General features: G+C 64.9%; 21 protein-coding genes. 14 read left to right on the top strand and 7 right to left on the bottom strand.

Features of this window, described 5'->3' with window-relative positions; all coding sequences use genetic code 11:
• Nucleotides 1-75: 75 nt before the first annotated feature.
• From F8O06_RS09250 to F8O06_RS09240, 3 genes are read right to left on the bottom strand one after another with little or no spacing between them, the layout of a single operon-like run.
• Complete coding sequence (locus tag F8O06_RS09250; protein WP_158038327.1) at nucleotides 76-729, bottom strand: trimeric intracellular cation channel family protein; 654 nt, start codon at nucleotides 727-729, stop codon at nucleotides 76-78.
• A 1-nt stretch (nucleotide 730) separates the two neighbouring features.
• Nucleotides 731-1,177, bottom strand: coding sequence for a Fe-S cluster assembly sulfur transfer protein SufU (sufU, locus tag F8O06_RS09245; protein ID WP_158038326.1), 447 nt, complete (start codon nucleotides 1,175-1,177; stop codon nucleotides 731-733).
• Nucleotides 1,174-2,463, bottom strand: a complete 1,290-nt coding sequence (locus F8O06_RS09240; protein ID WP_158038325.1) for an aminotransferase class V-fold PLP-dependent enzyme — start codon at nucleotides 2,461-2,463, stop codon at nucleotides 1,174-1,176. The genes sufU and F8O06_RS09240 overlap by 4 nt, the downstream gene beginning before the upstream one ends.
• A 176-nt stretch (nucleotides 2,464-2,639) precedes the next feature.
• Here F8O06_RS09240 and F8O06_RS09235 point away from each other — a divergent pair, with 176 nt between their 5' ends.
• The 3 genes from F8O06_RS09235 (at nucleotide 2,640) to F8O06_RS09225 (ending at nucleotide 5,399) form a co-directional block, all read left to right on the top strand.
• A complete protein-coding gene (locus F8O06_RS09235; protein ID WP_225733455.1) occupies nucleotides 2,640-3,545 on the top strand; it encodes a MetQ/NlpA family ABC transporter substrate-binding protein in 906 nt (301 codons plus the stop codon).
• Between the two features lie 155 nt (nucleotides 3,546-3,700).
• Nucleotides 3,701-4,732, top strand: coding sequence for a methionine ABC transporter ATP-binding protein (locus tag F8O06_RS09230; RefSeq protein ID WP_158038323.1), 1,032 nt, complete (start codon nucleotides 3,701-3,703; stop codon nucleotides 4,730-4,732).
• A gap of 1 nt (nucleotide 4,733) precedes the next feature.
• Nucleotides 4,734-5,399: a methionine ABC transporter permease gene (locus tag F8O06_RS09225; protein WP_158038322.1), complete on the top strand. Its 666-nt coding sequence runs from the start codon at nucleotides 4,734-4,736 to the stop codon at nucleotides 5,397-5,399.
• 93 nt (nucleotides 5,400-5,492) lie between these two features.
• Here F8O06_RS09225 and F8O06_RS09220 read toward each other — a convergent pair whose 3' ends face one another.
• Entirely contained in the window at nucleotides 5,493-5,921 is a 429-nt protein-coding gene (locus F8O06_RS09220; RefSeq protein WP_158038321.1) for a Rho termination factor N-terminal domain-containing protein, read from the bottom strand.
• 74 nt (nucleotides 5,922-5,995) lie between these two features.
• Here F8O06_RS09220 and F8O06_RS09215 point away from each other — a divergent pair, with 74 nt between their 5' ends.
• The 3 genes from F8O06_RS09215 (at nucleotide 5,996) to F8O06_RS09205 (ending at nucleotide 9,251) form a co-directional block, all read left to right on the top strand.
• A complete protein-coding gene (locus tag F8O06_RS09215) occupies nucleotides 5,996-6,304 on the top strand; it encodes a chorismate mutase (protein ID WP_158038320.1) in 309 nt (102 codons plus the stop codon).
• Nucleotides 6,305-6,314: 10 nt separating this feature from the next.
• A complete protein-coding gene (cls, locus tag F8O06_RS09210) occupies nucleotides 6,315-7,790 on the top strand; it encodes a cardiolipin synthase (RefSeq protein WP_225733454.1) in 1,476 nt (491 codons plus the stop codon).
• Between the two features lie 126 nt (nucleotides 7,791-7,916).
• A complete protein-coding gene (locus F8O06_RS09205; RefSeq protein ID WP_158030993.1) occupies nucleotides 7,917-9,251 on the top strand; it encodes a cation:dicarboxylate symporter family transporter in 1,335 nt (444 codons plus the stop codon).
• Nucleotides 9,252-9,416: 165 nt separating this feature from the next.
• Here F8O06_RS09205 and poxB read toward each other — a convergent pair whose 3' ends face one another.
• Nucleotides 9,417-11,144, bottom strand: coding sequence for a ubiquinone-dependent pyruvate dehydrogenase (poxB, locus tag F8O06_RS09200; protein ID WP_158038319.1), 1,728 nt, complete (start codon nucleotides 11,142-11,144; stop codon nucleotides 9,417-9,419).
• 251 nt (nucleotides 11,145-11,395) lie between these two features.
• Between poxB and F8O06_RS09195 the strand changes: the two genes are divergently transcribed.
• From F8O06_RS09195 to F8O06_RS09170, 6 genes are all read left to right on the top strand, one after another.
• Entirely contained in the window at nucleotides 11,396-12,415 is a 1,020-nt protein-coding gene (locus tag F8O06_RS09195; protein WP_158030995.1) for a TerC/Alx family metal homeostasis membrane protein, read from the top strand.
• A gap of 171 nt (nucleotides 12,416-12,586) precedes the next feature.
• Nucleotides 12,587-14,131 (top strand): 3-isopropylmalate dehydratase large subunit, encoded by a 1,545-nt coding sequence (leuC, locus tag F8O06_RS09190; RefSeq protein WP_158038394.1) that lies wholly within the window; start codon nucleotides 12,587-12,589, stop codon nucleotides 14,129-14,131.
• A gap of 1 nt (nucleotide 14,132) precedes the next feature.
• Nucleotides 14,133-14,732, top strand: a complete 600-nt coding sequence (gene leuD, locus F8O06_RS09185; protein WP_158038318.1) for a 3-isopropylmalate dehydratase small subunit — start codon at nucleotides 14,133-14,135, stop codon at nucleotides 14,730-14,732.
• Nucleotides 14,729-15,433: a lysophospholipid acyltransferase family protein gene (locus tag F8O06_RS09180; protein ID WP_192496902.1), complete on the top strand. Its 705-nt coding sequence runs from the start codon at nucleotides 14,729-14,731 to the stop codon at nucleotides 15,431-15,433. The genes leuD and F8O06_RS09180 overlap by 4 nt, the downstream gene beginning before the upstream one ends.
• Entirely contained in the window at nucleotides 15,430-16,458 is a 1,029-nt protein-coding gene (locus tag F8O06_RS09175) for an NAD(P)H-dependent glycerol-3-phosphate dehydrogenase (protein ID WP_192496901.1), read from the top strand. Before F8O06_RS09180 ends, F8O06_RS09175 begins: the two co-directional genes overlap by 4 nt.
• A complete protein-coding gene (locus tag F8O06_RS09170) occupies nucleotides 16,455-17,555 on the top strand; it encodes a D-alanine--D-alanine ligase family protein (protein WP_158038316.1) in 1,101 nt (366 codons plus the stop codon). The genes F8O06_RS09175 and F8O06_RS09170 overlap by 4 nt, the downstream gene beginning before the upstream one ends.
• Before the next feature lie 4 nt (nucleotides 17,556-17,559).
• Here the strand turns inward: F8O06_RS09170 and F8O06_RS09165 are convergent, their stop codons facing one another.
• Together F8O06_RS09165 and F8O06_RS09160 are read right to left on the bottom strand one after the other, a co-directional pair.
• Entirely contained in the window at nucleotides 17,560-18,003 is a 444-nt protein-coding gene (locus F8O06_RS09165; protein WP_158038315.1) for a DUF3515 family protein, read from the bottom strand.
• Nucleotides 18,004-18,109: 106 nt separating this feature from the next.
• A complete protein-coding gene (locus F8O06_RS09160) occupies nucleotides 18,110-18,700 on the bottom strand; it encodes an RsmD family RNA methyltransferase (RefSeq protein WP_158038314.1) in 591 nt (196 codons plus the stop codon).
• Nucleotides 18,701-18,750: 50 nt separating this feature from the next.
• On the opposite strand from F8O06_RS09160, the gene F8O06_RS09155 reads away from it, so the two are divergent.
• Together F8O06_RS09155 and coaD are read left to right on the top strand one after the other, a co-directional pair.
• Nucleotides 18,751-21,012 carry an ATP-dependent DNA helicase RecG gene (locus F8O06_RS09155; RefSeq protein WP_158038313.1) on the top strand — a complete coding sequence of 754 codons (2,262 nt, stop codon included), beginning with the start codon at nucleotides 18,751-18,753 and terminating at the stop codon, nucleotides 21,010-21,012.
• A gap of 144 nt (nucleotides 21,013-21,156) precedes the next feature.
• The gene (gene coaD, locus F8O06_RS09150; RefSeq protein WP_158031003.1) at nucleotides 21,157-21,648 is read left to right on the top strand and encodes a pantetheine-phosphate adenylyltransferase; all 492 of its coding nucleotides are present in this window, start codon (nucleotides 21,157-21,159) and stop codon (nucleotides 21,646-21,648) included.
• Nucleotides 21,649-21,713 lie beyond the last annotated feature (65 nt).

Below are 21,713 nucleotides of genomic sequence, written 5' to 3'. Positions count from 1 at the left end.
CCCCCCCCCCCCCCCTACCGGGCGGCGCGGGCGGGCCCCCGGCTTTCCTCCCCCCCCCCCCCCCGCCTCTCTGCGTCAGAGCTCGTCGGCGATGCCGGAGTTCGGCTGCACGCGCAGGCGTGCCTTGGGCAGGTGCCAGCCACGCCAGATCGCGAGCACACGGATCGTGGCGATGGTCAGCACGGCGACCACCGTCGCAGTGAGGTCTCCGATGCCAGCCACGTGCAGCACCCAGTACATGACCGCACCGGCGAACGACGCGGCGGCGTAGATCTCTCGCACGAGCAGCGTCGGGGGAGACTGCGCGACCAGCAGATCTCGAATGATCTCGCCCGTCACCCCGGTGAGCACAGCCAGGATGAAGACGGCCAGCGGCGTCGCATCCGCCGCGATCGCGGCCTTGGCCCCGATGACCGACACGATCGCCAGACCGGCGATGTCGGTCAGTTCGAGCAGCCAGCGGGGAATGATGACGAAGCGAACGAGGACGAACGCCGCGATGGCGACGGAGAGCACCGTGGCCAGAATGACGGGATCGTGCATCCAGTAGACCGGAGTGTTGCCGAGCAGCGTCTCACGGAGCGTGCCGCCACCGACGGCGCAGAGCAGCCCGACCAGCAGCGCACCGAAGAAGTCGAGGTGCGCACGCGCAGCAGCGAGCACGCCGCTGACTGCGAACGAGCTGATGCCGATCAGATAGACGATGCGAATGATCGCGTCCGCATCCATCTCAGTGCTCCGACTTGCGCAGGGCGTCCTCCAACGCGACCCAGCTGAGCATCGCACACTTCACTCGCATCACATAGCGGCTGACGCCGCCGAGAGCGACTGCGTCTCCGAAACGCTCGACATCCGGTTCACGCTGACCACGAGAGTGCATGACGCCGCGGAACTCGCCGATCAGCTCGAGAGCCTCGTCGCGCGACTTGCCCTGCAGAAGATCGGTCAGCAGCGATGCGCTCGCCATCGAGATGGAGCAGCCGTCACCCTGCCAGCCGATCGACTCGATGCAGTCGTCGGCATCTAACCGCACGCCGAGTGTGATCTCGTCGCCGCATGTGGGGTTGACCTGGTGGGAATGCCCCGTCCAAGTGCCGTCGGCAAATGCGCCGTCTCCGCGGCGCTCCCGCGACTCCTCGATGATGACGGTCTGGTAGAGATCCTGCAGGCCGCTCAACGGTCTGCTCCGAAGAAACCGCGAACGTCTGAGAGCCCGTTGAGGAAGGCGTCGACTTCGGCCTCGGTGGTGTACAGGTAGACGCTCGCCCGCGTCGAGGCGGTGACGCCGTAGCGTCGATGCACCGGCTGGGCGCAGTGATGGCCCACGCGAACGGCGATCCCGCGATCGTCGAGGAACTGCCCGACATCGTGCGCGTGCACGCCGTCGACATCGACCGAGACCATACCCGCACGATCGACGCCGGCGGCAGGACCGAGCAGACGCACGCCCGGAATCTGCGAGACGCCTTCGGCGAGACGCTGACCGAGCGCATGCTCATGCGCGGCGATGCGGTCGAGCCCGATGTGCGAGAGGTAGTCAGCGGCGGCACCGAAGCCGACGGCTTGGGCGACCATCTGCGTTCCCGCTTCGAAGCGGGTGGGCGCAGGCATGAAATCGGTGTGCTCCATGGTCACCGTCGTGATCATCGACCCGCCGGTGATGAACGGCGGCAGCGCGTTGAGCAGCTCGCTGCGACCGTACAGCGCGCCGACTCCTGTCGGTCCGAGCATCTTGTGCCCGCTGAAGGCGGCGAAGTCGACGCCGAGTGCGTGCAGATCGAGCGGAAGGTGCGGCGCCGACTGGCAGGCGTCGAGCACGGTGTAGGCGCCGGCGGCCTGCGCCAGCTCGACGAGGCGGCCGACCTGATTGATGGTGCCGAGCACGTTGGAGACGTGAGTGAACGCCAGCACCCGGGTGTGCTCTCCGATCAGGCCCTCGGCTGCATCCATGTCGAGCGCGCCGTTGTCTGACAACGGGATGTAGCGCAGCGTGGCGCCGGTGTGCGCGGCCACCTCCTGCCAAGGCACCAGATTGGCATGATGCTCCATCTCAGTGACGACGATCTCGTCACCGGGCCGCAGCACGAACCGCTGCGCGGCCTCGCCTCCGCGACCTGCCGTGGCATTGACGAATCCGTAGGCGACGGCGTTCAACGCCTCTGTGGCGTTCTTCGTCCATGCGATCTCGTCGTCGTCTGCACCGACGAACGACGCAACCTTGTGCCGCGCCTCTTCGAAGAGCTCGGTGGCCTCGCCGGCGAGAGTGTGCGCCCCGCGATGCACTGCGGCATTGCGCATCTCATCGAACTCCTGCACGGCGTCGAGCACGCTGATCGGCCGCTGCGCTGTGGCGCCCGAGTCGAGATAGATCAGCTGGTGATCGCCGATGCGTCGCTCGAGCAGGGGAAAATCGTTGCGAATTCTCTCAATCTCTTCTGGAAGGAGAGTCTCGACTGAAGACATGCAGAATCCTTTGCGTTAAGGGCTGATCCAAGGATAGATCGGTCGTCAGCCGGACGAAAGGGTACGCGCCTGCGCGCCATGATGACGAATTGTTTCACAAACCGTCAGCGAGATTTTGCCCGATCCCGATTGACCGCCAGACTTGAATGGTTGTACTCACGATGAAAGGCAGCACCTTGAGAATCTCGAAAAAGAAACTGTTCGGACTGGCCGTGGCGATCCCGTTGGTCGGAGCCATGCTCACCGGCTGCGCAAGCGGCGGCAGCTCTGACGCTGCGAAGGGCAGCGAGTCGAACCCGGTCAAGATTGGCGTCGTCGGTAAGAGCGACCCGCAGTGGGCCGCATTCGAGAAGGCCGCCACGGCAGAGGGCATCCACGTCGACATCGTCGACTTCACCGAGTACACCCAGCCGAACCCGGCACTCGCCGAGAAAGAGCTCGACCTCAACGAGTTCCAGCACATCATCTACCTGGCCAACTCCAATGTGAAGAACAACCAGGATCTGACGCCGATCGGCGCGACGGCGATCTACCCGCTCGGTCTCTACTCGAAGACGCATGACAGCATCGACCAGATTCCAGAGGGAGGCACCGTAGCAGTGCCCAACGACGAGACCAACCGGGCTCGCGCCTTGGGCGTGCTGGTCGACGCCGGGCTGATCAAGCTGAAAGGAGAGTGGACTGCCGTCGCAGACTCCCGTGACGTCGACGAAGCCGCGTCTAAGGTCAAGGTGAAGGAGCTCTCCGCCGATCAGACGGCGAATGGTCTGCAAGACCTCGACGGTGCGGTCGTCAACAATGACTTCCTGAAGAACGCCGATCTCGTGGGCAAAGAGCCGCTCGCGCAGTCGAAGCCCGACGCTGAGAGCGCCAAGCCGTACATCAACATCTTCGTCTCCCGTGCTGAAGACAAAGACAACGAGACCTACCTCAAGCTCGTGAAGATCTTCCAGGAAAACGCAGACGTGCAGGCCGCGCTGCAGGAGGCCTCAGGTAACACTGCGACGCCTCTGACCACCTCGGCGTCTGAGCTGCAGGAGCTGCTCAAGACGACGCAGGATCAGATCACGAACAAGGCCTGATCTCGATCAGCCAGAGAAGACCGGAGAGGCGGAACTCGGTTCCGGCCCTCCGGTCTTTCTGGGCGTGGTGCCTGGTGAATGACGTCTGAGCCTGCAGCACACCGCCCACCGGGTATCCTCGGGCAGGGAACCCACACGCCGGAAGGAAAGTCAGTATGGCACTCATCACTCTGAACGGGGTGTCGAAGACCTACCCTGCGCCAAAGCGCGGAGCCGAGCCGATTCTGGCCGTCGACGACGTTGATCTTGAGGTCGACGAAGGCAGCATCACTGCCATCATCGGTTACTCCGGTGCCGGCAAGAGCACGCTCGCCCGACTGATCAATGCGCTCGAACCGGCCACGTCAGGTCGCATCGTGGTCGACGGGCGCGAGATCACCGCGCTGAACGAGCGAGATCTGAGACGGGCACGCCTCGACATCGGCATGATCTTTCAGCAGTTCAACCTGCTTGAGTCGAAGACCGTCGCGAAGAACATCGAGTTCCCGCTGCGAGTCGCCGGGCGAGATCGCGCCGAACGTCAGGCGCGCGTCCAGGAGATGCTCGACTTCGTCGGTCTGAGCGATCGCAGCCGCAACTACCCCGAGCAGCTCTCCGGCGGGCAGAAGCAGCGCGTCGGCATCGCTCGTGCGCTCGCGACCTCACCCCGCATCCTGCTCGCCGACGAGGCGACGAGCGCGCTCGACCCCGAGACGACTCAAGAGGTGCTCGCCCTGCTGAGCCGGGTCAACCGCGAGTTCGGCGTCACGATCGTCATCATCACGCATGAGATGGACGTCGTGCGCAGCATCGCCGACCACGTGGTCGTGATGGAGCACGGGCGCGTCGTCGAGCAGGGCGAGGTCTACGACACGTTCTCGAACCCGAAGCAGAACGTCACGCGCAGATTCGTGCGCACACTGGTGAGTCCGACCCCGCCCGAGACCGAGATGCAGGAGCTCCGCGCTCTGCACCCCGGCCGCCTGCTCAGCGTGCGGGTGCTCGACGGCGACACTGCTCAGAAGGCTCTCGAACATGCCGCAGCAGACCGCGACGGCCTCGATCTCGAGCTGATCTACGGCGGGGTCAGCACGATCCAGGGCCGCGGCTTCGGCTACCTGCTCTATGAGGTCACTGGCTCGACGCCGGTGGTCGCCGAATTCATCGCGACAGCCGTCGACGACGCAAACATCGAAGAGGTGGCCTGACATGAAGCCCATCGACTGGAACCAGACCATTCCAGATCTCATCGCGGCGACCGGCGAGACGCTCTACATGGTCGTCATCGCTGTCGCACTGGGCGGCGTGCTCGGGCTAGTGCTCGGCCTCGTGCTGTACCTGACGCGCAAAGGCAACCTGCTGGCCAACCGGTTCGTCTTCCAGATCATCAACGTGCTGGTGAACTTCTTCCGCCCGATTCCATTCGTCATCTTCATCGCCGCGGTGCAGCCGCTCGCCCGCTCAGTCGTCGGCATCGGCATCGGCATCCAGGCGGCGACGTTCACCATGGTGCTCGCGGCGACCTTCGGCATCGCGCGTCTGGTCGAGCAGAACCTGGTCACCGTCAACCCCGGTGTGATCGAAGCTGCCCGGGCGATGGGGGCCGGCCTGCCGCGCATCATCTTCCAAGTGCTGATCCCCGAGGGGCTGGGCGCTCTGATCCTCGGTTACACCTTCGCCTTCGTTGCGATCATCGACATGTCTGCGGTGGCCGGCGTCGTGGGGGCCGGCGGCCTCGGTAACTATGCGATCCAGTACGGGTACCGACAGGCGAACCCCGTGATCACCTGGACGACCGTCGTGATCATTGTGATCATCGTGCAGGTGGTGCAGGGGCTGGGCAACTGGCTCTCACGGCGACGACTTCGGCGTTAAACGGCAAGACCACCCGGGCGCCGGTGGGCGTGCTCGGGTGGCCTTGCAGACGCACCCGCGCCAGAAATGGCGGATGCCGTGCTGCTGCCGCGATCAGCGCTGCAGCAGTGCGATCAGATCGGCTTTGGTCAGACGGGAGTAGCCGCTCAGACCGCGCTCGCGTGCCAGCGCGCGCAGCTCGACGACCGTCTTCTCGCTGAGATCAGACTGAGCGGGTCGCTTCGCGGCGGCTGCCTTCGACTTCGACGCGCCCTTCTGAGCGGGCTTCGCCGCCTTGCCCGCAGCTTCGGCCTTCTTCGGAGCCGTCGGCACGGCCACCTCAGGGGTCGTGACCGTCGAACGCTCTACCAGGCGCTCCTGTGCGCGTTTGGCGAGCTTCTCGAGCGTCGACTCCAGCTGTTTGGCCTGCTTCTTGGCCTTTTTGCCGGCCTTGTCGGCGAGGCGGCGAGCCTCTTTCACTGCCTTCGCAGCCTTCTCAAAGGCCTCTTCGGCAGCCTTCTCGGCCTTCTTGCTCTTCGACATCGTGATCCAGCCTTCCCAATAGAACTGCACTGGCCTGCTGATCGTATCAACTGCGCGTTAACTAGGATGGAGACATGGTGCAACACGAACAACAGATTCCGGCGCGACTGAGCGAGATCAGAGAGAGCATCGACAACTTCGACGCCGCGCTGATTCACATTCTGGCCGAACGTTTCAAATGCACCAAAGAGGTCGGTGTGCTCAAAGCGCGACACGGCCTGCCGGCGACTGACAGCGACCGCGAGCATCAGCAGATCGCGCGGTTGAAAGCGCTCGCCGTCGACTCCAACCTTGACCCGGAGTTCGCCGAGAAGTTCCTCAACTTCATCATCGCCGAAGTGATCCATCACCACACCGAGGCGTCGAACCGTCTGAAGCCCTGAGCGTCTGCTCGTGGAATTCCCGACCGTGCTCACTTGGGTGCTTGGCATCCTGATCGTCATCGACCTGGCACTGCGACTCGTGGCGCTGTTCATCGTGCCGCGCAACCGCACCCCCGCATCGGGCACCGCATGGCTGATGACGGTCACGTTCTTTCCGCTGATCGGCTTTCTGCTCTTTCTGGCCATCGGCACGAACCACCTGCCGAAGCAGCGCCGCGAGAAGCAGCGTGAGGCCGCCCTGCGCATCAACGGCAAGTCGCCGACGCTGCACGTCGAGACGGCGCTGGGCAATGCGCCCGACTGGTTCGTCGAAGTCATCGACCTCAACCAGCGGCTGGGCGGCATGCCGCTCGTCGGCGGCAATCAGGTGCACATCATGCACGAGACCCTGGAGTCGTATGACGCGATGATCGCAGAGATCGACCGTGCGCAGCAACGGGTGCACGTGCAGTTCTACATCCTCGCCTACGACGAGACGACCGCGCCGTTCTTCGCCGCGCTGCGACGAGCCGTGCAGCGCGGCGTGACCGTACGCATCCTCATCGACTATTGGGCCTCACGCCGCACCCGCGGCTTCGCCCAGACTCGGCGCGAGCTCGATGCCATCGGTGCGACGTGGGCTTACACGCTGCCGTTCAAACCGATGCGGGGGCACATGCAGCGGCCCGACCTGCGCAACCATCGAAAGATCGTCACCGTCGACGGCGAGGTGGGCTTCACCGGGTCGCTCAATCTGGTGCATCCCAGCTACCACAAGCCGAAGGCGATCAGACGGGGGATGCGCTGGATCGACCTGATGGCCCGCTTCGAGGGGCCGGTGGTCGCCGAGCTCGACGCGGTATTCGCGACCGACTGGTTCATCGAGGTCGGCGAAGAGGTCATCGAGGAGTCTCTTCAGAGGCGTTTCGCCCGCAACGTCCATGAGCTGCGCGGGCCGGTGCAGTGTCAGGTGGTTCCCAGCGGGCCGGGCTACGCCAGCGAGTCGAATCTGCAGATGTTTCTGGCGCTGCTCTATCACGCGCGCCACAGCGTCGAGATCGTCAGCCCCTACTTCGTGCCCAACGACGCCATGCTGTACGCCATGGCGAACATTCGCGCTCGAGGAATCAATGTCGACCTCTATGTCTCAGAGATGGCAGACCAGTTTCTCGTACATCATGCGCAGTGCTCCTACTACGAACAGCTGCTGCAAATGGGAGTGCGCATCTGGCGCTATCGAGCACCGGCGCTGCTGCACACGAAGTACGTCATCGTCGACGATCAGGTCTCGGCTCTCGGCTCGAGCAACATGGACATGCGTTCGTTCACGCTGAACATGGAGGTCACCGTGCTGCTCTACGGCGAAGCCACGGCGAACGTGCTGGGCGACATCGCGCGACTCTATCGCAGCAGCAGCGTTCAGCTGACTCTGGGCGAGTGGAGCACGCGCCCGTGGTACAAGCGCATGGCCGACAACATCTGTCGCCTGACATCGGCGTTGCAGTAGCAGTCGGACAGCTGCTCGACAGGTGTATCGTGTATACGTTCGTCGTTGGCCTGACCACCGACGTCAGCACACGGTCACCGCGATCGTGCGTCGCTTCAATGGGGAAGAGTGAAAGAGCGATCAGTCATGAACACACAGATTGATAAGTCCAAGGGCGGCGTCGACCGACCCAAACAGAAAAAGCCGAAGACCACGTGGCTCTACGTGCTGGTGATCGTCGCAGCGGTCCTGGGCATCGTGTTCGGGTTCGTGGCGCCGCATGCCGCCGTGGCGATGAAGCCGCTGGCCACCGGGTTCGTCTCGCTGATCAAGATGATGATCGTTCCGATCATCTTCTGCACGATCGTGCTCGGCATCGGTTCGATCGCCAAAGCCGCCACCGTCGGCAAGATCGGCGGGCTGGCCCTCGGGTATTTCATCATCATGTCAGTCGTCGCCCTCGCGATCGGTCTCGTGGTGGGCAACATCATCAAGCCGGGCACCGGCCTGGACGTCTCCGAGCTGCTTGCCAACCCGGCCAAGATCCCCGGTGCCAGCGGTGAGGCAACCAATCTCACAGACTTCATACTGAGCATCATTCCGGCGAGCCTCGTCGAGCCGTTCGCCAGCGGCAACGTGCTGCCCGGGCTGTTCGTCGCACTGCTCACCGGGTTCGCCCTGCAGGGCATGGGATCGGCCGCCGAACCCATTCTCAAGGCCATCGGTGCGATTCAGAAAGTGGTCTTCCGCATTCTGAGCATGATCATGTGGGTGGCGCCGATCGGTGCGTTCGGCGGTCTGGCCGCCCTGATCGGAGCGACCGGCTGGGGCGGTCTCGGCAGTCTGGTCTCGGTCATGGTGGGCTTCTACGTCACCTGTGCGCTGTTCGTCTTCGTCATTCTGGGAGCGATCCTCTGGCTCGTCGCACGTGTGAACGTCTTCTCGTTCCTGAAGTACCTGGGCAAGGAGTTCCTGCTGATTCTGGCCACCTCGTCATCAGAGAGCGCACTGCCGCGTCTGATCGGCAAGATGGAGCACCTGGGCGTCGACAAAGCGGTCGTCGGCATCACCGTGCCGACCGGCTACTCCTTCAACCTGGACGGCACGGCCATCTACCTGACGATGTCGTCGCTGTTCATCGCTGACGCCATGGGCAACCCGATGTCGATTCAGGAGCAGATCGGTCTGCTGCTGTTCATGATGATCGCCTCGAAGGGAGCTGCGGGCGTCAGCGGCGCCGGCATCGCCACGCTGGCCGGCGGCCTGCAGGCAGCTCGTCCCGACCTGGTCAACGGCGTCAGCATCGTCGTCGGCATCGACCGCTTCATGTCTGAGGCTCGCGCTCTGACGAACTTCGCGGGCAACGCGATCGCGACCGTGCTCGTCGGCACCTGGACGAAAGAGATCGATCACGAGCAGGTCAAGAAGGTGCTGAGCGGCAAGGATCCGTTCGACGAGGCCAACTTCGACGGCGGTCATTGATCGCTGCTGACGGGTCGGGCCTGCGGCAGCAGGTGTGCCTCGTCAGTCTGTGGACACCGTTCAGTCTGTAGACGCAGAAGGGGCTCGCCCCGGAATCTTCATTCCGGGGCGAGCCCCTTCGTCATGCACCAAAGAGAATCGCCGGCGCGTCGCCGTCTCAGTGCGTCAGAACAGCTGACGCCAGTTGGTCTGCGCGAGGTCGAGCAGCTCGTCGCCGCGTCCTGACATCACCGTGCGGATGGCGTACAGCGCGAAGCCCTTCATCTGCTCCGCCTTCACCGTCGGAGGCATTGAGAGCTCCTGCCGGTTGGTGACCACGTCGATCAGCGCAGGCCCGTCGTGGGCGAATGCCGCCTCAAGGGCGGGCTTGAGCTCGCTTGGACGCTCGACGCGCTGGCCGAAGATGCCGGCGCCATTGGCGAGGTCGGCGAAGTTCGGGTTCTCCAGGCCGGTGCCGTAGTTCACGAAGCCAGCGGCCTTCATCTCAAGCTCGACGAAGTTGAGCGACGAGTTGTTGAAGACGACCATCTTGACCGGCAGCTTCGACTGCGTCAGCGTCAGCAGGTCGCCGAGCATCATGGTGAGTCCGCCGTCACCGCTGAACGTGACGACCTGGCGATCTGGGTACGCCATCTGCGCGCCGATCGCCTGTGGCACAGAGTTGGCCATCGACCCGTGCGTGAACGAGCCGAGCAGACGGCGGTGGCCGTTCATGGTCAGATAGCGTGCGGCCCAAACCACAGGAGAGCCGACGTCGGCCAGGAACACGGCGTCGTCTGACGCGAGTTCGTCGACGACTTTCGCGACGTACTGCGGATGCAGCGGGCCGTGATCGCGGCGGCCGGGGGTCGCGAGTTCGTCGAGTTTCGCGCGAGTCGACTTGTAGTGTTTGAGCGCGTCTTTGACATGCTCGCGGTTCTGCTTGCGGTCAAGCAGAGGCAGCAGAGCCCGCACAGTGTCGCCGACATCGCCGACCAGACCGATGTCGAGCGGTGTGCGATGCCCGAGCTGCTCACCACGGATGTCGACTTGGATGACCGTCGCATTCTCGGGGTAGAACTGTGGGTACGGAAAATCGGTGCCCAGCATGAGCAGCACGTCAGCCGCATCAATGGCCCGATACCCTGACGCGAAGCCGAGCAGCCCGGTCATGCCGACGCTGAAGGGGTTGTCGTACTCGACGAACTCCTTGCCTCTCAGCGCGTGCACGACCGGCGCGCCGAGCGTGTCTGCGATCTGCACCAGCTCGTCATGCGAGCCCTGAACGCCGGCACCGGCCAGGATGGTCACTTTGTCGGCTCCGTTGAGCACGTTCGCGAGATTCTGCAGCTCGTCGTCGCTGGGGCGCACCACGGGATGCGTCGGTGTGATCTTCGTCACACGGCTGTCGAGAGCTTCGGTGAGCGCGACGTCTCCGGGGATGACGAGAACGGCGACACCACGACGCTCGATCGCCGTGCGCATGGCGATCTCGAGCAGCCGAGGCATCTGCTTCGCGTTCGAGACCAGCTCGGCGTAGACGCTGCACTCGCGAAAGAGATCCTGCGGGTGGGTCTCTTGGAAGTAGCCGGTGCCGACCTCTTCGCTGGGGATGTGCGCGGCGATGGCGAGCACTGGAGTGCGGGAGCGGTTGGCGTCGAAGAGTCCGTTGATCAAGTGCAGGTTGCCCGGGCCGCACGAGCCGGCGCAGACGGCGATCTCTCCGGTCAGCTGTGACTCCGCGCCTGCGGCGAAGGCCGCTGACTCCTCGTGACGCACCTGCACCCAGTCGATGCCGTCGCTGGTGCGGATGGCATCGGTGATGCCGTTGAGGGAGTCACCTGCGACTCCGTAGATTCGTGAGACACCGTTCTGTTCAAGGGTGTCGATGAGATTCTGAGCGATCGTCGTCATGGTGCTCTCCTCTGACAAGGTCTAGTGGGGTTAACGCGACGCTGCCGACTATACCGCTGTGGCTCTCGGCGAGACATGCTAGAGTTGCCACCTGCGAAGGGGAGTATCCCGATATCGTTTGGTCGTCAATACGCCAGATGCCATCATCTGACCGGCCGGCGGGCGTCCGAGCGACGTGGGAGAGACTTTCGGCCATACCAGTGCACCATCGGTCGGTGCATCTGACCGGCCTCGAGAGGAATCCTCCGTCTATGGAACCCGTTTTGCCCGTCTCGTTCGAAATCGGCTCGACGATCGTCATGCTGCTGATTCTGGTGGCCGATCTGCTGTTGGTCGTCAAACGACCACACGTGCCATCGATGAAAGAGGCGAGCCTCTGGGTTGGCTTCTATGTGCTGCTGGCGCTGATCTTCGCCGGCACGCTGTTCGTCATCGGCGATGCCCAGCACGGCAGCGAGTTCATCGCCGGCTGGCTCACTGAGTATTCGCTCAGCATCGACAACCTCTTCGTCTTCGTCATCATCATGTCTCGCTTCGGTGTGCCGAAGAAGTACCAGCAGGAGGTGCTCATGGTGGGCATCATCGTGGCGCTGGTGCTGCGTGGCGTGTTCATTCTGCTCGGCGCGCAGCTGATCGAGAGCTTCAGCTTCGTCTTCTACCTCTTCGGCGCGTACCTCGTCTACACCGCATGGAAGCAGGCGTTCGGCAAGGAGAACGACAACGAGGGGCAGGAAGACAACCTGCTCATTCGCACGCTTCGCAAGCGTGTGGCCATCACCGACGAGTTCGATGGTTCCAAGCTGCGCACGACCATTGACGGCAAGCGCTTCTGGACGCCGATGGTCATCGTCTTTCTGGCGATCGGCAGCACTGATCTTCTCTTCGCACTCGACTCGATTCCCGCGATCTTCGGCATCACACAGAACGCCTTCTTGGTCTTCGCCACCAACGTCTTCGCCCTGATGGGCCTGCGCCAGCTGTACTTCCTGCTCGGCGGACTCCTCGAGAAGCTGGAATATCTCAAGTACGGCATCGCATTCATCCTGGCGTTCATCGGCGTGAAGCTCGTCTTCCACGCGATGCACGTGAACGAGCTGTCGTTCGTCAACGGCGGTCAGCCGATCACTTGGGCCCCTGAGATCAGCACATGGACATCACTCTCGGTCATCTTGGTGTCGATGGTCACCGCCACCGTGGCGAGTCTGATGAAAGCTCGTCGAGACGCACGGCGAAGCGGGGAACGAGGGCCGATGCCGGGCGTGCGTCTCTGAGCTTCCTCTCCCAGGCGGACGCAGGCTGCTGCCGACCTGCGTGGTAAAATCTCGGCCATGCAGTTCCAGCGGCTTCTTCTTGGGTGCCGCGACGAGATCGAGTTCTGACAGATCCACTCGTCGCGGAGTCTCACCGTGGTCTGAAGCCGAATGGAGAAGAGTATGACCAACATGTCAGAGACACAGCACTCAGCATCTCGCCCTCGCACACTGGCCGAGAAGATCTGGGACGCCCACGTCGTCACAGCAGGTGAGAACGGGGCACCAGACCTGCTCTACATCGACCTGCATCTGCTGCACGAGGTGACGAGTCCGCAGGCGTTCGACGGCCTGCGCCAGGCTGGTCGTCCTGTGCGTCGGCCTGATCTGACCATCGCAACCGAAGACCACAACACACCGACGATCGATATCGACCGCCCGATCGCCGATCCGGTCAGTCGCGTGCAGATCGACACGCTGCGCCAGAACGTCAAAGAGTTCGGCGTGCGACTGCATCAGCTCGGCGACGACGACCAGGGCATCGTGCACGTCGTCGGCCCACAGCTCGGGCTCACCATGCCTGGCATCACCGTGGTCTGTGGCGATTCGCACACCTCGACGCATGGCGCGTTCGGCGCCATCGGGCTGGGCATCGGCACCAGCGAGGTCGAGCACGTGCTGGCGACGCAGACGCTGCCGCTCAAGCGGTTCAAGACCATGGCGATCAACGTCGAAGGCAGGCTTCGCCCCGGAGTGACGCCCAAAGACATCATCCTCGCCGTCATCGCGAAGATCGGCACCGGCGGAGGTCAGGGCTACATCCTCGAGTACCGCGGATCAGCCATCCGGGCGCTGTCGATGGAGGGTCGCATGACGATCTGCAACATGTCGATCGAAGCCGGGGCCCGAGCCGGCATGGTCGCTCCAGACGAGACCACCTTCGCCTATGTCAAAGGACGCCCGCACGCTCCTCAGGGGCAGGAGTGGGACGACGCAGTCGCCTACTGGAGCACGCTGCACAGTGACTCCGAAGCCGTCTTCGACCGTGAGGTCGACATCGACGTCGACACGCTGGAGCCCTTCGTGACGTGGGGAACGAACCCCGGCCAGGGCGTGGCGCTGTCGTCATCGGTGCCCGATCCGGCATCCTACGACGACGAGAACGACCAGCGTGAAGCCCGCCGTGCGATCGAGTACATGGGGCTCCAAGCAGGCACCCCGATGCGCGACATCGCGGTCGACACCGTGTTCATCGGCTCATGCACCAACGGGCGAATCGAAGACCTGAGACAGGCCGCCTCGGTGATGGACGGGCGGCGCAAGGCCGAGGGGCTGCGCGTGATGGTCGTGCCGGGATCGGCACGAGTGCGCATGCAGGCAGAGGCCGAGGGGCTCGACCGCATCTTCACATCATTCGGTGCCGAGTGGCGCTTCGCAGGCTGCTCGATGTGTCTGGGCATGAACCCCGACCAGCTCTCACCCGGGCAGCGGGCGGCGTCGACGTCGAACCGCAACTTCGAAGGCCGACAGGGCAAGGGCGGGCGCACTCATTTGGTGTCGCCTCTGGTCGCCGCCGCCACCGCTGTTCGCGGCACGCTGTCGTCACCGAGCGATCTGGGCATCTCGAACGAGCAGCTGCGGCGCAGCAGGCACTTCGCTCCGCTCGGCGAGCATCCGGAGAGCGCACGACCGATGCCCGAAACACAGACCCGGCTGCTGCCGTTGGAGGTGCGCTGACATGGAGAAGTTCACCACGCTGACCGCCGTCGTCGCGCCGCTCAAGCTGTCGAACGTCGACACCGACCAGATTCTGCCTGCGGTCTATCTGAAACGTGTGACCAAGACCGGCTTCGAAGACGCGCTGTTCCACCGCTGGCGGCAGAACCCGGACTTCATGCTGAACGACCCCGCGTTCGCACCGGCGCGCATTCTGGTCGCCGGCCCGGACTTCGCCACCGGTTCGTCGCGCGAACATGCCGTCTGGGCACTGCACGACTATGGATTCCGCGCCGTCTTCTCACCGCGATTCGGTGACATCTTCCGTGGCAACGCCGGGAAACAAGGGCTGGTCGCCGGAGTGCTCAGCGAGGGGGACACCGAACGGGTCTGGGCGCTGATCGACGAAGACCCAGGGCTTGAGGCGACGGTCGACCTTGTCGCCCGCACGCTGCGCGTCGGCGATGAGGAGTTCTCGTTCGACATCGACGACGACGTACGATGGAGGCTGCTCGAAGGTCTCGACGACATCTCGTTGACCCTGCGAGACGAAGAGGCGATCAGCCGCTTCGAGGACAAGCGCGCCTCTTGGCGCCCGAAGACACTACCGGCGAGGTCATGACGAGAAAACGACGGCGCAAGACCGAGTACCCCCTGATCGCGTACGTCGTGGCGCTGATCATCGTGCCGGTGTCGAAGATCCTTGCGCGCTGTGAGTTCCGCGGACTCGACCGTCTGCCCGATGGGCCGTACATCCTCGTTGCGAACCACGTGACCAAGCTCGACCCGCTGCTGATGATCCGCTTCGTCTGGGAGGCGCGTCGCATGCCGCATTTCATGGCGAAGGCCTCGCTGTTCAAACTGCCGATCGTCGGCTGGGTGCTGAGCGACTCCGGTCAGATCCCCGTCGACCGTCACGGCCACGGAGGTGCGTCGGTCGAATCGGCGGCCAAGTGGCTGGCGAAAGGACAGACCGTTCAGATCTACCCGGAGGGCACGCTGACGCGTGACCCCGACCTCTGGCCGATGAAGGGCAAGAGTGGTGCGGTGCGCCTGGCCCAAGAGGCGAACGTGCCGATCGTGCCGGTGGGGCAGTGGGGCGCTCAAGAGATCCTGCCGCCGTATGGCAAAGGACTGCACATCTTTCCCCGCAAACGCTTCACCGTGCAGATCGGCGAACCGATTCCTGCCGAGCGCTTCGCGAACCTGCACACCGGAGCCGAGTTCGCCGAGGCGACGGCGGATGTCATGGCTGCGATCACCGCCGAAGTCGAGACCCTGCGTGGGCCCAAACCGATCGAGGCCGCCGGAGACACCAAGTGATCCGCGCAGCGGTCGTCGGCGCCGGGTCGTGGGGCACCACTTTCGCGAAAGTGCTTGCTGACGCTGGCTGCGAGACCACGGTGCTGGCGCGGCGTGCTGAAGTCGCCGAACAGATCAACGAGCGGCATCGCAACGAACAGTACCTTCCCGATGTCACACTGCCCGAGTCGCTGCACGCGACCACCGACCCGCACGACGCACTGAGGCGCAGCGACCTGGTCTTTCTCTCGGTGCCCTCGCAGCAGCTGCGGGCGAGTCTCTCTGCGCTCAGCGCACACCTGCCGAGCGACGCCGTGCTGGTCAGCCTGATCAAGGGGCTGGAACGCGGCAGCATGCTGCGGATGAGCGAAGTGCTCGTCAACGAGATCGACTGGGACATCGCACGACTCGGCGTGCTGAGCGGCCCGAACATCGCCCGTGAGATCGCTGCCGAGGAGCCTGCGGCTGCGGCTGTGGCCTCAGCCGACCTGGCCCTGGCCGAGTGGGTGGCTCAGTGCGTCACCAATCGGTATTTCTCGGCATTCGCCAATGACGATGTGGTCGGCACGGAGTACGGCGGGGTGCTGAAAAACCTGATCGCGCTGGCCGTCGGCATCGTCGCGGGCGTCGGCTACGGCGAGAACACGAAGGCCGCGATCATCACCCGCGGGCTCGAAGAGATCAGTCGGTTCGCCGTGGCCTTCGGCGGTCGCCCTGAGACGCTGGTCGGTCTCGCCGGACTCGGCGATTTGATCGCCACCTGCGAGTCGCCGCTGTCACGCAACCACACCGCCGGGCGTCTACTCGGCCAAGGGCATCCGCTCGACGAAGTCGTGCATCGCATGCAGCAGACGGCCGAAGGCATCGGATCTGTGCGGCCCGTGCTCGATCTGGCCCGTGAGCACGGTGTCGAGATGCCGATCGTCAGCCAAGTGGCTCAGGTGCTCGACGGGCGCATGAATCCGGCCGACCTCACCGTGCACATCACACCCCGTAACGAAGAGGCCCTGGCCGATGCCACGGCCGGAGGAGACAAGATCCGATGACGAAGCAGAGAGTCGCGGTCGTGTTCGGCGGTCGCTCGAGCGAACATGCGATCAGCGTCGCGACGGCAGGCGGCGTGCTCGGCGCGATCGATCGCGAACGCTTCGACGTGGTGCCGGTGGGCATCACTGCCTCAGGGCGTTTCGTGCTGCAGCCCGACGACGCCGAGCGTTTTCAGCTCGTCGACGGCCAGCTGCCCGAACTGGCCCCTTCTGACACGACCGTGATCTGGCCCAGCGGCACAGAGGATCACCACCTGCGTGCCATCGCCCATGACGGCACCGTCACCGACCTCGGCGAGATCGATGTGGTGCTGCCGCTGCTGCATGGCCCGTTCGGCGAAGACGGCACGATTCAGGGGCTGCTCGCGATGGCCGATCTGCCCTATGTCGGGTCGGGGGTGCTCGCATCTGCCGTCGGCACAGACAAGGAGTACACGAAGATCGTGCTCGAGGCCGCCGGCATCGACGTCGGCCGCTACGTGACAGTGCGCCCCGACGAATTTCGCGTCGCACCCGCCGAGGTGCACGGTCGAGCGGCCGGGCTCGGCCTGCCGCTCTTCGTCAAGCCTGCCCGTGCGGGCTCGAGCGTCGGCGTCTCGAAGGTGACCAGCGACACCGAGCTGGATGCGGCGCTTGAGATCGCGTTCGCCGAAGACGACAAAGCACTGATCGAAGCAGGGGTCACCGGTCGCGAGATCGAACTGGGCGTGCTGGGCTCACTGCACGGCTCCGGCACCCGCGTCAGCGCGGTGGCCGGCGAGATCGTCGTCTCAGGCGAGGGGTTCTACGACTTCGAGGCCAAGTACCTGGCCGACAGCCCGGCACGTACGGTGTGCCCGGCAGACGTCACCGACGACGAGCTCGCCGAGCTGCGTCGAGTCGCCAAAGCGGCGTTCGAGGCTCTGGACTGCCACGGCCTGTGTCGTGTCGACGTGTTCCTGACCCCTGACGGGGTCGTGGTCAACGAGGTGAACACCATCCCGGGGTTCACTCCGATTTCGATGTTCCCCCAGCTGTGGCACGCGTCTGGCCTCGATTACGGAGATCTGATCACCGATCTCATCGATCAGGCACTCGAACACGAGCCGCTGCGCTGAGACCTCAGTGGCAGTGCTTCGTCGCAGGAATGCGCTGCACCGCCGGCGAGATTTCGGCGAGCACGCTGTTGCCTGACACCGCAGTCGAGTCGATGACCAGTTCAGTGGCCGGGCTGCGGCCATAGGTGGTGAACCGGTAGGTCGGGTCGTCTGTGTCGTCGACGAGCCAGTCGACGTCGTTCACGGTCACACAGCTCTGGCTGCTGACCTCTGGCTCGACGACCCCGCAGGTCAGCAGAATCGTCGCCGGCTTGCCCCAAGCCCCGGTCGCCTGCGCATTGGTGCGGCGCTTCTGCTGCTCGCCCAGTGTCGGAGGCAGACGAACGATGATCTCTGCGCATGCCGGGTCATCGGCTTTGGGCGCAGGCTCCATCGGAACGGTACCGGTGCATCCGCTCAGCGCGGGCGCGAACGCAGCGACTGCGCCGATCGACGCCAGTGCAGTCATCAAGCGCCGACGACCAGAGCGAGCGTCGGTCACTGTCGGTGCGCCGCGCACGGCTGAACGCTCGCAAGCGGCAACGGACGGATTCTCTCGACGGGCAGACACCCTGTCAGCCTACCCGTGCATCCTCTGACTCGCCGAACCACAGCACCGTCTCGCCATAGCGGCGTGGCGGCTGCCCGACATACCCGGCAGGCCAGCGCAGATCGGGCGTTCGCGAGCTGCGTTCGATCACGACGTCGGCCAGCGGCGAGAGCGCCGGCAGCAGGTCGACGAGCAGCGTCTCGAGCGCGGCGGTGCTGACGTCGTAGGGCGGGTCTACGAAGACGAGATCGAAGTGTGCGGCCGGTGCACCTGACAGCCAGCTCTGCACACGCTGCTCGACCACGGTGATGCGGGCCGGTCGCGCCGAGGCCTGGTCGAGCGCGTCGCCGACGGCCTGTGCGTTGCGACGGGCGACGGATGCGGCGGTGCGGGCCGCCTCGACGGCGACGAGCTCTTCGGCTCCGCGTGAGATCGCTTCGAGGCCCAGCGCCGCCGACCCGGCGTAGAGGTCGAGCACGCGCAGGTCGGTGAAATCGAGCCTCGCGTCGAGACGCGAGAAGAGCGCCTCTCTGGTACGACCTGTGGTGGGGCGGGTGCGCGAATCCGGAGTCGCGAGAGAGAGGCCTCCGGCGACGCCGGCGATCAGACGAGTCATGCGGTCATTGTGCCACGGCGAGTGTCACAGCGTGCCTCTACACTGAGAACATGCCTGCAGACGCGCTCGAGACCCCGCTTGAGCGGGTACTCGGCGCAAAGACCGCGCGAGCGCTCACGCGTGCATACGAGGTGCGCACCGTCGGCGATCTGCTGAGCCTCTTTCCCCGTCGGTACGCGCATCGCGGAGAGCTCACCCCGATTCGGTTTCTGCACCCCAGCGAGCAGGTCACCATCGTGGCCGAGGTGGTCGAAACGCGCGAACGTGAGATGCGGGCACGCCACGGCAAGATCACCGAGGCGCGAATCACCGACGGCCAGGGGTTTCTCACCCTGACCTTCTTCAACCAGCCATGGCGTGCCGCCGAGCTGCAGCCCGGTGCGCGTGGCGTGTTCTCGGGGCGCATCGGAGAATACCGCGGGTCACTGCAGCTTGCGCACCCCGACTACGAGCTGTTCGCCGCTGAACCGGCCGCTGGCACGGATCGCCGGGGGGACACGGCCGATCACGATCTCGGAGACGCCTCAGAGGCCTCAGCTGCACCAGTCGTCGACGAAGCCGTCGACGACCAGGCCGACGCGTGGGCACGTCAGCCGCTGCCGATCTATCCCGCCACGTCGACCCTGCCCAGCTGGAAGACCGCGAACAGCATCGGCATCGTGCTCGACGGTCTCGCAGATCTGCCCGAGCTGCTGCCCGAGGCCGTGCGGCGCCGACATCGTCTGCTCGACCGACGCGCCGCATTCGAAGCGGTGCACCGACCGAAAGACGATGCGCAGCTGCGCGTCGGGCTGCGCTCAGCGCGCTTCGAAGAGGCCTATGTGCTGCAGACCGCACTGCTGCGTCAGCGCGCCGAGCTCGAAGCACAGCACGCCGAGGCGTTTCCGCACGTGCCGGGCGGCATGCTCGACGAGCTCGACCGCAGCCTGCCGTTCGACCTCACCGCCGGTCAGCGGGCCGTCGGCGAGACCATCAGCGCAGAGCTGTCACAGGGATCGCCCATGAATCGGCTGCTGCAGGGCGAGGTGGGCTCGGGCAAGACCCTCGTCGCACTGCGGGCCATGCTGCAGGCGGCTGACGGCGCCGGGCAGGCGGCGCTCATCGCGCCCACCGAAGTGCTCGCCACTCAGCATCTGGCGAGCCTGCACGGCATGCTCGGGCATGAGCTCTGGCAGCAACTGATGCCGCAGCTGATCACCGGCAGTCTGCCCACGGCCCAACGTCGTCACGCGGCTCTGGCAGTGGCCTCTGGCCGTTCACGACTGATCGTCGGCACGCACGCGCTGCTGAGCGACTCCACGCAGTTCGAGAATCTCGCGCTGGTCGTCGTCGACGAGCAGCATCGCTTCGGCGTCGAGCAGCGCGAGGCGTTGAAGGCCAAGGGCGTGCACCATCCACATGTGCTGATGCTCACTGCCACGCCGATTCCGCGCACGGTCGCCATGACCGTCTTCGGCGACCTCGACATCTCGTCGCTGCACGAGCTGCCAGCCGGGCGCCGCCCGGTGGCCAGCTTCGTCGTGCCGCTCGCCGAGAAACCGGCCTGGATCGAGCGCGTCTGGCAGCGTCTGGCCGAAGAAGTCGAGAAGGGCAGACAGGGCTACATCGTCGCGCCGCTCATCGACGACGCCGAGGCAGGCGCTGCGGGCGCAGCCAGTGCATCCAGCGCAGGCGCGGCAACCGGGGCACCGGGCACGTCGGCGCAACGCTGGAGCGTCGATCGCGTGCTGCACGTGCTGGCGGAGCACCCGGCGACCAGGCACCTGCGCGTCGCCGCGCTGCACGGCCGAATGAAGGTCGAAGAACGCGAACAGGTCATGCGCGACTATGTCGAGCGTCGTCTCGACGTGCTGGTGGCCACGACGGTGATCGAAGTCGGCGTGAACGTGCCGAACGCCAGCGCGATGGTGGTCTTCGACGCCGACCGCTTCGGCGTCGCTCAGCTGCATCAGCTGCGTGGGCGCGTCGGACGAGGCGAGCATCCGTCGCTGGCGCTCTTCGTCACGACGGCAGCCGAGGGCACGCCGACCCGAGCGCGGATCGACGCCGTCGCGAACACGACCGACGGATTCGAACTCGCCGAGCTCGATCTGAGCCTGAGACGCGAGGGCGACGTGCTGGGTGCCACACAGTCGGGCTCCCGGTCGCAGCTGCGTGCCCTGCAGGTCACTCGCGACGCCAAGATCATCGAGCAGGCACGCCAGGCCGCTCACGAGCAGCTGCAGACCGGCGAGCCGCTGCCCGAGGCGCTCGAACGCGCGATCCGCGCTGCGGTCGCCGAGACCGACGAGCACTACCTGAGTGCTTCGTAACAGAGCGTCGTGCCTTGCCTCGCGGCCTGTCTCGTGGCGGCGCGATCGGCCTGCAGGCGGTCGTGCCGCGAACCTGAGCGGGGCCAGGGCGCCGGGGCCGACACCGAGACCGTATGTGTCGGTGGTGCAGCGTACGCTGTTGCCATGACTTCGACTGCTGTATGCCCGGGCTCGTTCGATCCGGTGACCCTCGGCCATCTTGACGTGTTCGCCAAGGCAGCGCGCATCTTCGACGATGTCATCGCGCTCGTGGTGCACAACCCCAAGAAGACCCCCGCCTTCTCATTGCGTCAGCGTGTCGAGTTTCTGCGCGCCGCACTCGACGATGCCGGCCTGACGCAGGTACGCGTCGACACTCTCTCTGAAGGGCTGCTCGTCGAATACTGCCACCAGCAGCAGGCCAACGTTCTGGTCAAGGGCATTCGCGGCGATCTCGACGTCAGCTACGAGACGCCGATGGCCATCGTGAACCGCAACCTCGGTGCGGTCGAGACGGTCTTTCTGCTGCCCGAGCCCGAGCACTCGCACGTCTCGAGCTCGTTGGTGCGCACACTCGCCGACTTCGGCGGTGACGTCTCTCCGTACGTGCCCGAGCCGGTCGCGCGCCACTATCGCGAACATTCGAGGCAGCAGTGAGCCGGTTCGAGAGCGCTCGCAGAGATCAACGACCCAGCCGGACGAGCCTGCCTGACCAAGGCCGT

This window comes from Pseudoclavibacter sp. CFCC 14310 (assembly GCF_008831165.1).
GTDB lineage: Bacteria > Actinomycetota > Actinomycetes > Actinomycetales > Microbacteriaceae > Pseudoclavibacter_A.
Note: the sequence above shows the minus strand (reverse complement) of the source record. Positions and strands in the feature narration are given on the sequence as shown.

What these genes read in the sequence shown, in the direction of transcription:
- F8O06_RS09250 (WP_158038327.1), bottom strand. Translation starts at nt 729, where the DNA reads ATGGATGCGGACGCGATCATTCGCATCGTCTATCTGATCGGCATCAGC.
- F8O06_RS09240 (WP_158038325.1), bottom strand. Translation starts at nt 2,463, where the DNA reads ATGTCTTCAGTCGAGACTCTCCTTCCAGAAGAGATTGAGAGAATTCGC.
- F8O06_RS09230 (WP_158038323.1), top strand. Translation starts at nt 3,701, where the DNA reads ATGGCACTCATCACTCTGAACGGGGTGTCGAAGACCTACCCTGCGCCA.
- F8O06_RS09225 (WP_158038322.1), top strand. Translation starts at nt 4,734, where the DNA reads ATGAAGCCCATCGACTGGAACCAGACCATTCCAGATCTCATCGCGGCG.
- F8O06_RS09220 (WP_158038321.1), bottom strand. Translation starts at nt 5,921, where the DNA reads ATGTCGAAGAGCAAGAAGGCCGAGAAGGCTGCCGAAGAGGCCTTTGAG.
- F8O06_RS09215 (WP_158038320.1), top strand. Translation starts at nt 5,996, where the DNA reads ATGGTGCAACACGAACAACAGATTCCGGCGCGACTGAGCGAGATCAGA.
- F8O06_RS09205 (WP_158030993.1), top strand. Translation starts at nt 7,917, where the DNA reads ATGAACACACAGATTGATAAGTCCAAGGGCGGCGTCGACCGACCCAAA.
- poxB (WP_158038319.1), bottom strand. Translation starts at nt 11,144, where the DNA reads ATGACGACGATCGCTCAGAATCTCATCGACACCCTTGAACAGAACGGT.
- F8O06_RS09195 (WP_158030995.1), top strand. Translation starts at nt 11,396, where the DNA reads ATGGAACCCGTTTTGCCCGTCTCGTTCGAAATCGGCTCGACGATCGTC.
- leuC (WP_158038394.1), top strand. Translation starts at nt 12,587, where the DNA reads ATGTCAGAGACACAGCACTCAGCATCTCGCCCTCGCACACTGGCCGAG.
- leuD (WP_158038318.1), top strand. Translation starts at nt 14,133, where the DNA reads ATGGAGAAGTTCACCACGCTGACCGCCGTCGTCGCGCCGCTCAAGCTG.
- F8O06_RS09180 (WP_192496902.1), top strand. Translation starts at nt 14,729, where the DNA reads ATGACGAGAAAACGACGGCGCAAGACCGAGTACCCCCTGATCGCGTAC.
- F8O06_RS09170 (WP_158038316.1), top strand. Translation starts at nt 16,455, where the DNA reads ATGACGAAGCAGAGAGTCGCGGTCGTGTTCGGCGGTCGCTCGAGCGAA.
- F8O06_RS09165 (WP_158038315.1), bottom strand. Translation starts at nt 18,003, where the DNA reads ATGACTGCACTGGCGTCGATCGGCGCAGTCGCTGCGTTCGCGCCCGCG.
- F8O06_RS09160 (WP_158038314.1), bottom strand. Translation starts at nt 18,700, where the DNA reads ATGACTCGTCTGATCGCCGGCGTCGCCGGAGGCCTCTCTCTCGCGACT.
- F8O06_RS09155 (WP_158038313.1), top strand. Translation starts at nt 18,751, where the DNA reads ATGCCTGCAGACGCGCTCGAGACCCCGCTTGAGCGGGTACTCGGCGCA.
- coaD (WP_158031003.1), top strand. Translation starts at nt 21,157, where the DNA reads ATGACTTCGACTGCTGTATGCCCGGGCTCGTTCGATCCGGTGACCCTC.